Source organism: Pseudomonas sp. NPDC077649 (assembly GCF_044542855.1).
Classification (GTDB): Bacteria; Pseudomonadota; Gammaproteobacteria; order Pseudomonadales; family Pseudomonadaceae; genus Aquipseudomonas.
Genome location: NZ_JBITVF010000001.1, coordinates 1,051,896 through 1,065,849, shown reverse-complemented (window position 1 = coordinate 1,065,849; position 13,954 = coordinate 1,051,896). Strand labels below are relative to the sequence as shown.

Sequence of the window (13,954 nt, the reverse complement as noted above, 5' to 3'; positions counted from 1 at the left end):
ATGTAACTCCTAATGAACCCCAGTTGTGTTAAGCAATAAAGGTGTAGCGCCGCATCAGTTCAGGTAAGGGGACCAAGAAGGCTCTCGAACTTCGCCTTGAGCGGTAGGAAGAGGGAGCCTCACGCGTCCATTGGTGGACGCCAACATCAAGACTCCCCGGCCCTGCTGGCGGGTGGCGTAGATTAGCATGGCGCCATTGGGCGCAACAGTGGGCGACTCGTCCAAACTTGTGTCGGAAAGTATGCGCAGGCGCTTGGTTTCCAGGTCCTGCGCGGCCACCTTGAACACGGTGAAACCATCCTGGCGATGGATCATCACCAGGGTCTTCTCGTCGGCCGACAACTTCGGGTTGGCGTTGTAGTTACCGACGAAGGTTACCCGCTCCACCGCCCCGTTGTTGATGTTGGTCTTGTAGATCTGCGGTTTGCCGGCACGATCCGAGGTGAAGTACAGGGTCTGCCCGTCCTTGCCCCAGAACGGCTCGGTGTCGATGGCGTAATGGTTGGTGATGCGGCGCATCTGCCGGCTGCCCATGTCCATCACGTAGATTTCCGGGTTGCCGTCGCGCGACAGCACGAAGGCCAGGCGATTGCCATCCGGCGACCAGGCCGGTGCGCCGTTGAGACCTTCGAAGTTGGTGATCTGCTCGCGGCGGCCGGTGTCGATATGCTGGACGAAGATGCGCGGGCGGCGCTGCTCGAACGACACGTAGGCGATACGCCGGCCATCGGGCGCGAAGGACGGCGACAGGATCGGCTCGCGCGACTGCAGCAGGGTCACCGCGCGGGCACCGTCGTAGTCGGAACGCTGCAGGGTGTAACGGGTGTTGTTGGCACCGAAGCGCTCGGCGGTGACGTACAGCAGGCGGGTGGAGAACGCGCCCTTGACCCCGGTGAGCTTCTCGAACGACTGATCGGCGATATGGTGGGCCATGTCGCGCAGCTGGTCGGTACCGCCGCCGACGCTGCCGGTCATCACCTGCTGTTCGGTGCTGACGTTGAACAGCGCGTACTGCACCTGCAGGCGACCGGCGTTCGGCACCAGGCTGCCGACCAGCACGTACTGGGCGCCGAGGGCCTTCCAGTCGCGGTAGATGACTTCGCTGGCCTGGGTCGGCAGGCTGATCATGTTCTGCCGCGGAATCGGCTCGAAGTAGCCGGAGTTGCGCAGGTCGTTGCCGATGATCTCGGCCATGTCCTCGGGCAGCACCGAGCCCCCCTGCCAGCCGAAGGGCACCACGGCGATCGGCGTGGCACGGTCGGCGCCATGGGAGATCACCAGCGGATCGGCCGCCTGCACGCTGCCGACCAGCATGATCAGACCCAACAGGGCCATACGAATCAGGGTATTCACAGCGCTCAATCCTCCGGTTTGAAAATAACGCGACGCTGCCTGTACAGGGAGTCAAAGGTAGCGCGATCCAATTGTTGCATTTCGGGAATACGGCCGACGTTACGCACCGCAGCCACGGCGGAGCTGTCGAACGGCGCATCGCCGCTGGAGCGCGACACGCTGGCGTTGGCGATGGTGCCATCGGGCAGCATCTGAATCAGCAGTTCGACGCTCATGCCGCGGCGCGCCGACATCGGCCGCTGCCAGTTCTCGGTGATCAGTTTGATGATCAGGTCGTCGAGGTTGCCCGCCACCTGGTCGCCATGGGTCTCGGCCAGCGCCTGCTGGTTCTGCACGTTGTCCGACAGCAGCTCGGCCAGTGCCGCCGCTTTCTGATCCTCGGCCGCCTTGCGCCGCGCCTCTTCGGCCTTGCGCTTGGCGTCCTCGGCCGCTTTCTTCTTGGCCGCCTCGGCGGCTGCCTTCTTCTTCGCTTCTTCGGCCGCGGCCTTCTTCTTGGCCTCTTCGGCGGCTTTCTTCTTCGCCTCTTCCTCGGCGCGTTTCTTGGCGATGTCGGCCTGGCGTTTCTGCTCGGCGGCCTTCTTCTCGGCTTCGGCCTTCTTCGCCGCCTCGGCTTTGGCTGCCTCGGCCTTTCGAGCCTCTTCGGCTTTCTTTTGTTCCGCTGCCTTGGCCTGGACCAGCTTCTGCTCTTCGGCCTTCTTCTGCTCCAGACGCTCGGTCTCGAACTGCGGCGCCGAGGTCTTCTGCGCCTCGCCCGCCACCTTCTGGGTGGTCTGGGTGGTGGCCTGGCTCTGCGATTTCAATTGATACAGGGTGGCCTGCACCACCGGGCGTGCCGGCGGCAGCTCGGGGCTGAAGGCGAAGCTGACGAACAGCATGGCAAACATCAGGACGTGCAGACCCACGGCCCAGACCACGGGCCAGAAGTAGCTTTCCGAGGGCGAACGCTCGCTGTGCTGCATCAGGGCGCCTCGGTAATCAATCCGACGTTGCCCACGTCGGCCTGCTGCAGACCGCCCATGGCGGCCATCACCGTGCCGTAGTCGACCGACTTGTCGCCGCGCACGAACACCTGAACCGGCTTACCCTGACGACGGTTCTCGGCAATGATCGCCGACACCGCCTGGGTCATCTGTTCCAGGGTCGAGGCACGCTCCTGCTCGGTGTCGACGTCCACCTCGCTACCCATGTTCCAGTAGTAGGTCTTGTCGGCCTTGATGGAAATGGTCAGCACCTGGGCGTTGTTGTCCTGCGGCAGCGCCTCGCTGCTGACCTTGGGCAGATCGACCTTGACCCCCTGGTTGAGCATGGGCGCGGTGACCATGAAGATGACCAGCAGCACCAGCATCACGTCGATGTAGGGCACCACGTTCATCTCGGCGACCGGTTTGCGTCTGTTGCGAATTCTCGCCATGGCTAACACCTATCCTATGCGCGCGTCTTAGTCGTCCGAGGTGTGCACCTTGCGGTGCAGGATGGCCTGGAACTCGTCGGCGAAGGTGTAGTAACGACCGATCAGCATTTCGCCGCGGGCGGCGAAGCGGTTGTAGGCGATCACCGCGGGAATCGCGGCGAACAGGCCGATGGCGGTGGCGATCAGCGCCTCGGCGATGCCCGGGGCGACGGTGGCCAGGGTGGCCTGCTGCACCTGGGCCAGGCCGCGGAAGGAGTTCATGATGCCCCATACGGTGCCGAACAGGCCGATGTAGGGGCTGGTGGAGCCGACGGTGGCGAGGAACGGCAGCGCGGTTTCCAGCTTCTCTTCTTCGCGCGAGATGGCCACGCGCATGGCACGCGACACCCCATCCATCACCGCATCCGGGTCGACGCCCTGCTGCTGGCGCAGGCGGGAAAATTCCTTGAAGCCGGCGCGGAAGATCTGCTCCAGACCGGAATCCGGGTCGGGGTTGCTGCCGGCCTGGCGATACAGCTTGGACAGGTCGATACCGGACCAGAAGCGATCCTCGAAGGCATCCAGCGCGCGCTTGGCGGCGCGAATGGCATTGCTGCGCTGGAAGATCATCACCCAGGAAATGACCGAGGCGGCCACCAGGGTGAGCATCACCAACTGCACCACCAGACTGGCGTTACTGATCAGACTCCACATCGACATATGGTCAACGGCGTTGGCGTTGGCTTCCACGCTTACTCTCCTGCTGCAATTAGGCCCGGCGCCTGCACCCCGGCGAACGCATGGCGCAGGGATTCGGGGATGGCCCGGGGTTTCAAGTTGTCGGCGCGCACACAGGCCACCAGGAACTGCCCTTCGCAGAGCAGCACAGCATCCGCGGCCCGCCTGACCTGTTGACGAAAACGCAGGCTGGCACGGTTCAATTCGATTACCTCGGCGCTGATGGTCAGCTCGTCGTCCAGCCGCGCCGGCGCGTGATAGCGCGCCTCGGCCGAATGCACGACGAACAACAGGCCCTCACCGGCCAGCGCCGACTGGGCATAACCCAGTTCACGCAGACGCTCGGTGCGAGCCCGCTCCATGAATTTGAGGTAGTTGACGTAGTAGACGATACCGCCGGCGTCGGTGTCCTCGTAGTAGACCCGGCAACGGTGGCTGAACGGCTGGACTCCGTTTTGCGCGCGCATACTCTAGTCCTCGCCCTGCTGCTTGCCAATCCGGCTTGGTAACAATTTTTTCGTCATTCGTCGCTCACCGCGAAGAGATCCGCGCCCGGCTGCTCACCGAGGCGCTTGGGAAGGTTCAGGCCGAAATGCAGATAGGCATGACGGGTCACCACGCGCCCGCGCGGCGTGCGCATCATGTAGCCCTGCTGGATCAGGTAGGGCTCGAGCACGTCCTCGATGGTGTGGCGCTCCTCGCTGATGGCCGCGGCCAGGCTGTCGACGCCCACCGGGCCGCCGTCGAACTTCTCGATCATGGCCAGCAGCAGACGGCGGTCGGAGTGGTCGAAGCCGCGTTCGTCGACGTCCAGCAGGTTCAGCGCCTGATCGGCGATGTCGCGGGTGATATGGCCACGCCCGCGCACCTCGGCGAAGTCGCGCACTCGGCGCAGCAGGCGATTGGCGATACGCGGCGTACCACGGGCGCGGCGGGCGATTTCGTAGGCGCCCCGCTCTTCGATGGGCAGACCGAGGATGCCGGCCGAACGCGTGACGATGGTCGCCAGGTCGTCGATGCCGTAGAACTCCAGGCGCTGGACGATGCCGAAGCGGTCGCGCAGCGGGTTGGTCAGCATGCCGGCGCGGGTGGTGGCGCCGACCAGGGTGAAGGGCGGCAGGTCCAGCTTGATCGAGCGCGCGGCCGGGCCTTCGCCGATCATGATGTCGAGCTGGAAGTCCTCCATGGCCGGGTACAGCACCTCCTCGACTATGGGCGAGAGGCGGTGGATCTCGTCGACGAACAGCACGTCGCCGGCTTCCAGGTTGGTCAGCAGCGCGGCCAGGTCGCCCGGGCGCTCCAGCACCGGGCCGGAGGTGCTCTTGATCGACACGCCCATTTCCTGGGCGATGATATTGGCCAGGGTGGTCTTGCCCAGGCCCGGCGGACCGAAGATCAGGGTGTGGTCGAGGGATTCGGCCCTGCCCCTGGCGGCCTGGATAAACAGCTCCATCTGCTCGCGCACGCCGGGCTGGCCGATGTATTCGGCCAGCCTCAGCGGACGGATGGCGCGATCCTGCTGCTCGTCGCGCTCGCGCGGGCTGGCGGTAATCAGGCGATCGGCTTCGATCATCGATAGAGTTCCACTAAGCCATGCCGCGCAAGGCGCGACGGATCAAATCTTCGCTGGTCAAACCATCCTCCTTGACGGCCGCCACGGCCCGGCTGGCCTCCTGCGGCTTGTAGCCCAGGGATATCAGGGCACTCACCGCGTCATTCTCCGCGCTTGAGACTGCCCCCCCGGCGCGAGGTTCAACCACCAGGGTGGCGATGGCCGGCATGCTTTCCCAGGCCTTGAAGCGGTCCTTGAGTTCCACCAGCAGGCGCTCGGCGGTCTTCTTGCCGACGCCCGGCACCTTGGTCAGCGCCGCGGTGTCTTGGGCCTGCACGCAGCGTACCAGCTCGTCCACCTCCAGCCCGGACATCAGCGCCAGGGCCAGCTTGGGGCCGACGCCGTTGAGCCGGATCAGCTCGCGGAACAGCTCGCGCTCGCGCTTCTCGAAGAAGCCGTAGAGCAGATGGGCATCCTCGCGCACCACCTGGTGGGTGTGCAGGCACAGCGGCTCGCCCACCGAGGGCAGACGATAAAGGGTGGTCATCGGCACTTCCAGCTCATAACCGACGCCATTTACATCCAGAAGCAAATGCGGCGGCTGCTTTTCCGCCAGGGTGCCGCGCAAACGTCCGATCACCACTGCTGTCCTTTAATCAGATTACAAACGAAGGCGCCCGCCGCGCCGCTTGGCGCCGGCCAGGCCGTGGGGAATCAGGCTCTGCCGATGGTGGGCGTGGCACAGGGCGATGCCGAGGGCGTCGGAGGCGTCGATCTGCGGCTTCTGCGTCAGCTTGAGCAGGTGCATGACCATCATCTGCACCTGCTGCTTGTCCGCCGCGCCGGTGCCGACCACCGCCTGCTTGACCTGGGTGGCGGTGTACTCGGCCACCTCCAGCCCCGCCTCCACCGCCGCGACTATGGCGGCGCCGCGCGCCTGGCCGAGCTTGAGCGCCGAATCGGCGTTGCGCGCCATGAACACCTGTTCGATGCCCATGGTCACCGGCCCATAGCTGCGGATCACCTCGCCGACGCCACGAAAGACGATCTGCAGACGCTCGGCCAGGGGCCCGTCACCGGTGCGAATGCAGCCGCTGGCGACGTATTCGCAGCCGCGGCCGGTATCGCGCACCACGCCGTAGCCGGTGATGCGCGAGCCGGGATCTATCCCCAGAATCAGCGTCATGCCTGTTATCCATCGATGACGCGCCAGGCGTCACACTGTCTATTTATCCAGGGCGCGAGTATAGGGGCGCCGACGGGCCGCCGTCACCCAGTAGCGGATGCCCGGCGGGCAGATATGAAAAAGCCGGAAGTACCCGCGGCGACTTCCGGCTCACGGCCTGCCCTATGGCTCAGCCCAACTGATCCATGATTTCGTCGGGGATTTCCGCGTTGTGGTAGACGTTCTGCACGTCGTCGAGGTCTTCCAGCATGTCGATCAGCTTGATCACCTTCTGCGCGGTTTCCAGATCGGCAATCGGCGCGCTGATCGAGGGGATCATGGCGATTTCCGCCTCGTCGGCCTTGAAGCCGGCGGCCGCCAGCGCCTCGTTGACCGCGTGGAACTCGGTGAAGCTGGTGGACACCAGCGCCGAGCCGTCCTCGCCCATCTCCACGTCGTCGGCGCCGGCGTCCAGCGCCGCTTCCATCAGGGCGTCCTCATCCACGCCGGGAGCGAAGCTGAGCTGACCCTTGCGCTCGAACATGTAGGCCACCGAACCGTCGGTGCCGAGGTTGCCGCCGCACTTGCTGAAGGCATGGCGCACTTCGGCGGCGGTACGGTTGCGGTTGTCGGTCATCACTTCGACGATGATCGCCACGCCGCTAGGCGCGTAGCCTTCGTAGCTGAACTCGACGACGTTGTCGGCTTCGTTGTTGCCGGCGCCGCGGGCGATGGCGCGATCGATCACCTCGCGCGACATGTTGGCGGTCAGCGCCTTGTCCACCGCCAGGCGCAGGCGCGGGTTGTCCGCCGGGATCGGCCCGCCATGCTTGGCCGCCACCGTCAGCTCACGGATCAGCTTGGTGAAGATCTTGCCGCGCTTGGCGTCCTGACGACCCTTGCGGTGCTTGATATTGGCCCATTTGGAATGACCAGCCATAACTCACTCCGTTTCTTTCATTGAACAATTGCCGGGGGCGCCCCCAAAACGAAGAAGCCTGGCAATCCAGGCTTCTTGTACAGGCTTATTCGGCCTTGGCCTGCTCGCGCAGGCGGATATGCAGCTCGCGCAGCGATTTGTTGTCGACGATTCCCGGCGCCTGGGTCATGACGCAGGCGGCGCTCTGGGTTTTCGGGAAGGCGATCACTTCGCGAATCGAGCTGGCGCCGGTCATCAGCATCACCAGGCGGTCCAGACCGAAGGCCAGGCCGCCGTGGGGCGGCGCGCCGTATTTGAGCGCATCGAGGAGGAAGCCGAACTTCTCCTGTTGCTCCTCTTCGCTGATGCCGAGCACGCGGAACACGGTCTGCTGCATGGCCTTGTCGTGGATACGGATCGAACCGCCACCCAGCTCGGTGCCGTTGAGTACCATGTCGTAGGCGCGCGACAGGGCGGCGGCCGGGTTGGCCTCCAGCTCCTCGGGGCTGCAGCTCGGCGAGGTGAAGGGGTGGTGCATGGCGGTCAGGCTGCCGTCGTCGTTTTCCTCGAACATCGGGAAGTCGACGACCCACAGCGGCGCCCACTCGCAGGTCAGCAGATTGAGGTCGTGGCCCAGCTTGATGCGCAGCGCGCCGAGGGCCTCGCTGACGATCTTGGCCTTGTCGGCGCCGAAGAACACGATGTCGCCATCGACTGCACCGACGCGGTCGAGGATGACATTGATGTTGTCCAGCGGGATGTTCTTGACGATCGGCGACTGCAGGCCGTCGACCCCGGCGGCACGCTCGTTGACCTTGATATAGGCCAGACCCTTGGCGCCGTAGATGCCGACGAACTTGGTGTAGTCGTCGATCTGCTTGCGCGGCATGCTCGCCCCGCCCGGTACGCGCAGCGCGGCGACGCGGCACTTGGGATCGTTGGCCGGGCCGGCGAACACCTTGAATTCGACGTCCTTGAGCTGGTCTTCCACGTCCACCAGCTCCAGCGGGATGCGCAGGTCCGGCTTGTCCGAACCGAAGCGGCGCATGGCTTCGGCCAGGGTCATGTGCGGCAGTTCGCCGAACTCGACGTCCAGCACTTCCTTGAACAGGTTGCGCACCATGGTCTCGGTGATGGCCATGATGTCGCTTTCATCGAGGAAGCTGGTCTCGATGTCGATCTGGGTGAATTCCGGCTGACGGTCGGCGCGCAGGTCCTCATCGCGGAAGCACTTGGCGATCTGGTAGTAGCGGTCGAAGCCGGCCACCATCAGCAGCTGCTTGAACAGCTGCGGCGACTGCGGCAGGGCGAAGAAGCTGCCGGGGTGGGTACGGCTCGGCACCAGGTAGTCGCGCGCGCCTTCCGGGGTGGCGCGGGTCAGGATCGGCGTCTCGACGTCAAGGAAACCGTTGTCGTCCAGGTAGCGGCGGATGCTCGAGGTGATGCGCGAACGCAGCTTGAGCTTCTCGGCCATCTCCGGACGGCGCAGGTCGATGAAGCGGTAACGCAGGCGGGTTTCCTCACCGACGTCGGTGTATTCGTTGAGCGGGAACGGCGGGGTCTCGGCCTCGTTCAATACGTCCAGCTCGTAGCCCAGCACCTCGATGGCGCCGCTGGCCATGTTCGGGTTGACCGCACCGGCCGGACGCAGGCGCACCTTGCCGGTGATCTTGACCACGTATTCGCTGCGCACGCGGTCGGCCTTGGCGAAGGTTTCGGCGCGGTCCGGGTCGAACACCACCTGGGCCAGGCCTTCACGATCGCGGATGTCGAGGAAGATCACCCCGCCGTGGTCGCGGCGACGGTGCACCCAGCCGCAAAGGGTGATTTCCTGGCCATCCAGGCTCTCGTTCAGTTGGCCGCAATAGTGGCTGCGCATCATGATCGTGGTTCGCTTCTCTAAAGGTCTTGGATTGGTCAGGCGGCGCCCTGCGCACTGGACAGAGGCCACGCCGCGGCGAGCGTCCAGCCGCGCGCCGCGTCTTGAAAAGAGCGGGATTATATAGGGTAAATCGCCGGGGCGCAGCCGCCCGGCGGATGGCTTCTATAATGAAGGGCGCCTTGGCCGCGGAGAACCGCCATGCCCCTGCCCCGCCTCGCCGACCTCTCCAGCGACCTGCTGGATGACTTTCGCCTGGACGCCGCCGAGCAGTTCCCGCGCTGCGAACAACTGCTGATCGAACTGGAGCGCGCACCCAGCAGCGGCGAGCGGCTGCGCGAGCTGTTTCGCCTGGTGCACACGCTCAAGGGCAACCTCGGCTACGTCGGCCTCAATGCGTTGATGCCGCTGCCGCAGGCCATGGAAGACGTGCTCGGCACCCTGCGCGAGGAACGCCTGGCGTTCGACAGCCTGCTCGGCGACATCCTGCTGCTGACCCTCGACCACCTGCGCGCCCTGATCGACCAGGCCCTCGGCGGCCCGAACGCACGCCTCGGCGCCGCCCAGCTCGACCAGCTGTGCCAGGCCCTGCAGGCATTGGCCATGGCGCCGGCGAGCCAGCAGGGGGGAAATCCGCCGCCAGCTGCTGCAGCGACTGGACCCCAGCACCCACCTGCAAGCCCCGCCCGCGCCGCTGCAGAGCCAGACCGACGCCCTGCTGGCCCACCACGGCATCGCCGCACACCCTGACCTGCAGTTCTTCGCTGCCCTGACCCAGGCCGCCGAGCAGCGCTCGCGCTACTGGCAAGGACGCAACCTGCGCCTGCTCGACCTGAGCCTGAGCATCAACGCCCAGGGCGGCCTGGCCGAGCGCCCGGAACAGCTGGCGGCGGCGGTCTGCCTGCACGATCTGGGCATGGCCTTCCTGTCGCTGCAGCTGCTGCACAAGCAGGCCGACCTGAGCCGCGAGGAACGCCGCCTGATGCAGGGCCATCCGCGCCTGGCCGGCGACCTGCTCAGGCGCATGCCGGACTGGGCGCCGGCCATGGAGATCGTCCTGCAGCACCAGGAGCACGCCGACGGCAGCGGTTATCCCAAGGGCCTGCGCGAGGCGGAGATCAGCCCCGGCGCGCTGATCCTGCACATCGCCGACGCCTTCGACGCGCGCACCCACGAACGCGCCCACCAGACCCTGAGCAAGCGCCCGCTGCTGCGCGCCATCCTGGAGATCAACAACCTCGCCGGCCAGCAGTTCAGCGCGCACTGGGTCGAGGTGTTCAACCGCACCCTGCAGCAGAACCCCAACCTGGCCCACGGCTGAAACGGTTGTGCCGGCCCGCCCCGAGTGGCTAAGCTCCGGCCTCCATGGACAACCATCGCGCGCAAGGAGCCACCATGCACTCTCTCTCCGGCAAGGTCGCCGTGATCACCGGCGCCGCCTCCGGCATCGGCCAGGCCCTGGCCACCCGCCTGGCCGCCGAAGGCTGCCAACTGGCCCTGGCCGACATCGACCTGGCGCAGCTCGAACGCAACGCCGAGGCCCTGCGCGGCAGCGGCGCGCGCGTCAGCTGCCACGCCCTGGACGTCGCCGAGCGCGCGGCGGTCTACGCCTTCGCCGACCGCGTGCTGGCCGAACATGGCGGCGCCGACCTGATCGTCAACAACGCCGGCGTCGCCGTGTCGCAGACCATCGAGGCGCTCGACTACGACGACTTCGAGTGGCTGATGAACATCAACTTCTGGGGCGTGGTGCACGGCAGCAAGGCCTTCCTGCCGCACCTGCTCAAGCAAGGCAGCGGGCATATCGTCAACCTGTCGAGCATCTTCGGCATCATCAGCCTGCCGACCCAGGGCGCCTACAACGCCAGCAAGTTCGCCGTGCGCGGCTTCACCGAGGCCCTGCGCCAGGAGGTCGCCTGCCGCGGCGTGGCGGTCAGTTGCGTGCATCCCGGCGGGATCAAGACCAATATCGCCCGTTCCGCGCGCTTCTACCGTGGCATCGATGGCTCGCAGGACGCCGAGCGCGCCGCCCACAATTTCGACAAGCTCGCGCGCACCAGCGCCGCGCAGGCGGCCGAGGCGATAGTCGCCGGGATCAAGGCCAGCCAGCCGCGCATCCTGATCGGCAGCGATGCGCGCTTTCTCGACCGCGTCCAACGCCTGCTACCGGCGGCCTACCCCAGGCTGCTGGCCAAGCTTCTGCATAAAAAGTGAACCGCAAGTTATCGATAGCTTCTAAACATGGCTTTCATTGACATAAGCCAAGATTGCCCCGAGTGGTCCCGTGTTAGGCTCCGCCCAACACTGAGAACCTATCCACGATCTGCTGCGCGTCGGCCCTACGGCGTTAAAAACAAGCTCGGAATGCTCATGTACAAAAGTACACTCCGCTTCCTCGCCTGTTTTTGCCTTGTAGGGCTCTAGCTCGCTAGATCGTGAACAGGCTCTAAGGGATCGACACCCCGGGCTCACCTGAGAGGAGAAAACCCTATGGAAATCAATATCGGAATCGCCGAACAGGATCGCGCCGCCATCGCCGAAGGCCTGTCGCGCCTGCTGGCCGACACCTACACCCTGTACCTGAAGACCCACAACTTCCACTGGAACGTCACCGGCCCGATGTTCAACACCCTGCACCTGATGTTCGAGGGGCAGTACAACGAGCTGGCCCTGGCGGTCGACGCCATCGCCGAGCGGATCCGTGCCCTGGGTTTCCCGGCGCCGGGCACCTACGCCGCCTACGCCCGCCTGTCGTCGATCAAGGAAGAGGAGGGCGTGCCCAGCGCCGAGGACATGATCAAGCAACTGGTGCAGGGCCAGGAGGCCGTGGTGCGCACCGCACGCGGCATCTTCCCGCTGCTGGACAAGGTCAGCGACGAACCCACCGCCGACCTGCTGACCCAGCGCATGCAGGTGCATGAGAAGACCGCCTGGATGCTGCGCAGCCTGCTCGCCGCATGACTCGCCCCGAGGCCCGGAGATCCGGGCCTTTTCATTAGGCAGTCGCCCCCCGCCTGTTCTATGCTCTGGCCATTCGCCACCGAGTTTCGTGACGCATATGAGTCAGCCGCCCAAATCCCCCAGCATTCTCGAGCTCTACCCGGAAGACACCCGCGAAGCGGCGACCCTGCTGAAACAGGCGGTGCCGCTGATGATGCGCCACGCCATCGCCCCCAACCCGGTGCATTACGCCCTCTGGTACACCTACAGCAAGGGTAGCGAGCCGGAACTCAACCGCCGCCTGGACAAGGCCGTGGAAGATTTCGACGTCTTCCCGCCGGATACCGCGGTCAAGCTGTTTCGCGACTACATCATCCGCGCCGAACTGGACGAGGCGCGCGCCGGTCAGCAACAAGTGATCGAGCTGGTCGACGACATCGAAGGCGACGTCTCGCGCAGCGTGATCGGCAGCCAGAACTACCAGCACAGTCTCAATCACGGACTCAGCGCCCTGCAGGAGCCGATCATCGACGACCTGCCCAGCGTGCTCAGCGAGCTGCAGGAAAGCACCCAGCTGATGCAGGATCAGCAGGAAAAATTCCTCTATCGCCTGCGCGCCGCCCAGGAGGAGATCAAGCACCTGCGCAGCCAGCTGGAGCGCGCGCACCTGGCCGCGACCCTCGACAGCCTGACCCGCGTATTCAACCGCCACGCCTTCACCCGCCTGCTGGAGCAGGCACTGAACGAATCGCACGAGGGCCTGGCCCTGGTGATTCTCGATATCGACCACTTCAAGCAGTTCAACGACCAGTACGGCCACCCTCTGGGCGACCGCGTGCTGCAGCACGTCGGCCAGCTGATGCGCGAGCTGTTGCCGCCGCGCGCCTTCGCCGCCCGCTACGGTGGCGAGGAGTTCTGCGTGGTGCTGCGCGGCTGCACCGACCTCGCCGGCGTGCGCAACTTCGCCGAGCAGCTGCGCCACAAGATCCAGGCCCTGCGGGTCAAGGTGCGCCGCACCGACCAGGTGCTCGACAGCATCACCGCCTCCTTCGGTTTCGCCCTGGCCGAAGCCGGCGACACCCTCGAGGCCCTGCTCACCCGCGCCGACGACGCGCTCTATCAGGCCAAGCGCAGTGGCCGCAACCAGGTTCACCCCGCCGCCGGCGAAAGCATGCTAAGCGCTTGATTTGAGAAGCCCCTGCCTTTGCTGTTAAATACGCCCCGCGCGCCGCGCTCTTGTCCTGCGGCGCGCGCGACGCAATACATCGGCGCGCGCCCTGGCCGTCCAGCTGGCCACGGCGAACTTGCCGCCTCCGCAGCACCCTAAGTCGTCATTCAATCAGTGAGTTCATCGAAGATGTTGAAGATTGCCCATCTTGTGACAGGGTTTGCCGCCCTGCTGCTGTCTGCCGTTCCCAGTTTTTCCGGCACATTCCTCGCCACCCCCGACGCGCCCTACCTGGCTCTGATCGGCCTGCTCAACCTGCTGCTCGCGCCGCAGCAAGCGCTCAACCTCGGCGCAGCCCGCCAGCAGCTGCAGGGTCTGGCATCGGCCCTGCTGATCCTCGCCGCCGTGGTCCAGGGCCTGATCCTGTTCGCGCCGCTGCCGAATATCGGCGGTCAGCCGGCCATCTGGCTGAGCCTGCTGATCGCCGCCGCTGCCACCCTGCTGCACCTGATCAGCCAACTGCGCCCGCAACCGCGCCAGAGCAGTCAGCCCAGCCCGCGCGCGCAACCCAGTCAGCACGCCGCGAGCAGCGAGCAGGACGACCGCGAAACCGGCACGGTCAAGTGGTTCAACACATCCAAGGGATTCGGCTTTATCTCCCGCGACTCGGGCGAAGACATCTTCGTGCACTTTCGCGCCATCCGCGGCGAAGGCCACCGCGTACTGGTCGAAGGTCAGCGCGTAGAGTTCTCGGTGATGCAGCGCGACAAGGGCCTGCAGGCCGAAGACGTGATCGCCGCCGCCCCCGCACGGCGCTGAAGCTCGCAGCAACAAAAAAGCCCGCGATCAT

15 protein-coding genes and 2 pseudogenes are annotated in these 13,954 nt (G+C 65.5%); 7 read left to right on the top strand and 10 right to left on the bottom strand.

Going from position 1 to position 13,954, the window contains the following annotated elements; all coding sequences use genetic code 11:
• Nucleotides 1-54 precede the first annotated feature (54 nt).
• From tolB to aspS, 10 genes are all read right to left on the bottom strand, one after another.
• Nucleotides 55-1,353 (bottom strand): Tol-Pal system beta propeller repeat protein TolB, encoded by a 1,299-nt coding sequence (tolB, locus tag ACIGFL_RS04835; RefSeq protein ID WP_021445482.1) that lies wholly within the window; start codon nt 1,351-1,353, stop codon nt 55-57.
• A gap of 5 nt (nt 1,354-1,358) precedes the next feature.
• Complete coding sequence (gene tolA / locus ACIGFL_RS04830) at nt 1,359-2,315, bottom strand: cell envelope integrity protein TolA (RefSeq protein ID WP_122107547.1); 957 nt, start codon at nt 2,313-2,315, stop codon at nt 1,359-1,361.
• Nucleotides 2,312-2,764: a protein TolR gene (gene tolR / locus ACIGFL_RS04825; RefSeq protein WP_021445484.1), complete on the bottom strand. Its 453-nt coding sequence runs from the start codon at nt 2,762-2,764 to the stop codon at nt 2,312-2,314. Before tolR ends, tolA begins: the two co-directional genes overlap by 4 nt.
• A gap of 27 nt (nt 2,765-2,791) precedes the next feature.
• Nucleotides 2,792-3,463, bottom strand: a complete 672-nt coding sequence (tolQ, locus tag ACIGFL_RS04820) for a protein TolQ (protein ID WP_031303639.1) — start codon at nt 3,461-3,463, stop codon at nt 2,792-2,794.
• A gap of 32 nt (nt 3,464-3,495) precedes the next feature.
• A complete protein-coding gene (gene ybgC, locus ACIGFL_RS04815) occupies nt 3,496-3,948 on the bottom strand; it encodes a tol-pal system-associated acyl-CoA thioesterase (RefSeq protein ID WP_021445486.1) in 453 nt (150 codons plus the stop codon).
• Between the two features lie 53 nt (nt 3,949-4,001).
• Nucleotides 4,002-5,054 carry a Holliday junction branch migration DNA helicase RuvB gene (gene ruvB / locus ACIGFL_RS04810; RefSeq protein ID WP_122107549.1) on the bottom strand — a complete coding sequence of 351 codons (1,053 nt, stop codon included), beginning with the start codon at nt 5,052-5,054 and terminating at the stop codon, nt 4,002-4,004.
• A 13-nt stretch (nt 5,055-5,067) separates the two neighbouring features.
• Nucleotides 5,068-5,673: a Holliday junction branch migration protein RuvA gene (gene ruvA / locus ACIGFL_RS04805; RefSeq protein ID WP_397496308.1), complete on the bottom strand. Its 606-nt coding sequence runs from the start codon at nt 5,671-5,673 to the stop codon at nt 5,068-5,070.
• Nucleotides 5,674-5,694: 21 nt separating this feature from the next.
• The gene (gene ruvC, locus ACIGFL_RS04800) at nt 5,695-6,219 is read right to left on the bottom strand and encodes a crossover junction endodeoxyribonuclease RuvC (RefSeq protein ID WP_021445489.1); all 525 of its coding nucleotides are present in this window, start codon (nt 6,217-6,219) and stop codon (nt 5,695-5,697) included.
• Nucleotides 6,220-6,388: 169 nt separating this feature from the next.
• A complete protein-coding gene (locus tag ACIGFL_RS04795) occupies nt 6,389-7,138 on the bottom strand; it encodes a YebC/PmpR family DNA-binding transcriptional regulator (RefSeq protein WP_021445490.1) in 750 nt (249 codons plus the stop codon).
• A gap of 85 nt (nt 7,139-7,223) precedes the next feature.
• Nucleotides 7,224-8,999: an aspartate--tRNA ligase gene (gene aspS / locus ACIGFL_RS04790; RefSeq protein ID WP_397496307.1), complete on the bottom strand. Its 1,776-nt coding sequence runs from the start codon at nt 8,997-8,999 to the stop codon at nt 7,224-7,226.
• 198 nt (nt 9,000-9,197) lie between these two features.
• On the opposite strand from aspS, the gene ACIGFL_RS04785 reads away from it, so the two are divergent.
• The 7 genes and pseudogenes from ACIGFL_RS04785 to ACIGFL_RS04755 all read left to right on the top strand — a co-directional run.
• A complete protein-coding gene (locus tag ACIGFL_RS04785; RefSeq protein ID WP_397496306.1) occupies nt 9,198-9,746 on the top strand; it encodes an Hpt domain-containing protein in 549 nt (182 codons plus the stop codon).
• A complete protein-coding gene (locus tag ACIGFL_RS04780) occupies nt 9,628-10,317 on the top strand; it encodes an HD-GYP domain-containing protein (RefSeq protein WP_397496625.1) in 690 nt (229 codons plus the stop codon). Before ACIGFL_RS04785 ends, ACIGFL_RS04780 begins: the two co-directional genes overlap by 119 nt.
• Before the next feature lie 74 nt (nt 10,318-10,391).
• A complete protein-coding gene (locus ACIGFL_RS04775; RefSeq protein ID WP_397496305.1) occupies nt 10,392-11,210 on the top strand; it encodes an SDR family NAD(P)-dependent oxidoreductase in 819 nt (272 codons plus the stop codon).
• A 276-nt stretch (nt 11,211-11,486) separates the two neighbouring features.
• Entirely contained in the window at nt 11,487-11,957 is a 471-nt protein-coding gene (locus tag ACIGFL_RS04770) for a Dps family protein (protein ID WP_021445044.1), read from the top strand.
• 97 nt (nt 11,958-12,054) lie between these two features.
• On the top strand, nt 12,055-13,122 hold the full coding sequence (locus tag ACIGFL_RS04765) for a GGDEF domain-containing protein (protein ID WP_021445045.1): 1,068 nt from the start codon (nt 12,055-12,057) through the stop codon (nt 13,120-13,122).
• Nucleotides 13,123-13,293: 171 nt separating this feature from the next.
• Nucleotides 13,294-13,605, top strand: a pseudogene (locus ACIGFL_RS04760) (cold shock domain-containing protein membrane protein); the annotation flags it as partial.
• 99 nt (nt 13,606-13,704) lie between these two features.
• A pseudogene (locus ACIGFL_RS04755) lies at nt 13,705-13,923 on the top strand (cold-shock protein); the annotation flags it as partial.
• Between the last annotated feature and the right edge of the window lie 31 nt (nt 13,924-13,954).

Bases quoted from the DNA above. Each gene is read 5' to 3' on its own strand.
- tolR (WP_021445484.1), bottom strand. From the start codon at position 2,764: ATGGCGAGAATTCGCAACAGACGCAAACCGGTCGCCGAGATGAACGTG.
- tolQ (WP_031303639.1), bottom strand. From the start codon at position 3,463: ATGTCGATGTGGAGTCTGATCAGTAACGCCAGTCTGGTGGTGCAGTTG.
- ybgC (WP_021445486.1), bottom strand. From the start codon at position 3,948: ATGCGCGCGCAAAACGGAGTCCAGCCGTTCAGCCACCGTTGCCGGGTC.
- ruvB (WP_122107549.1), bottom strand. From the start codon at position 5,054: ATGATCGAAGCCGATCGCCTGATTACCGCCAGCCCGCGCGAGCGCGAC.
- ruvC (WP_021445489.1), bottom strand. From the start codon at position 6,219: ATGACGCTGATTCTGGGGATAGATCCCGGCTCGCGCATCACCGGCTAC.
- ACIGFL_RS04795 (WP_021445490.1), bottom strand. From the start codon at position 7,138: ATGGCTGGTCATTCCAAATGGGCCAATATCAAGCACCGCAAGGGTCGT.
- aspS (WP_397496307.1), bottom strand. From the start codon at position 8,999: ATGATGCGCAGCCACTATTGCGGCCAACTGAACGAGAGCCTGGATGGC.
- ACIGFL_RS04785 (WP_397496306.1), top strand. From the start codon at position 9,198: ATGCCCCTGCCCCGCCTCGCCGACCTCTCCAGCGACCTGCTGGATGAC.
- ACIGFL_RS04775 (WP_397496305.1), top strand. From the start codon at position 10,392: ATGCACTCTCTCTCCGGCAAGGTCGCCGTGATCACCGGCGCCGCCTCC.
- ACIGFL_RS04770 (WP_021445044.1), top strand. From the start codon at position 11,487: ATGGAAATCAATATCGGAATCGCCGAACAGGATCGCGCCGCCATCGCC.
- ACIGFL_RS04765 (WP_021445045.1), top strand. From the start codon at position 12,055: ATGAGTCAGCCGCCCAAATCCCCCAGCATTCTCGAGCTCTACCCGGAA.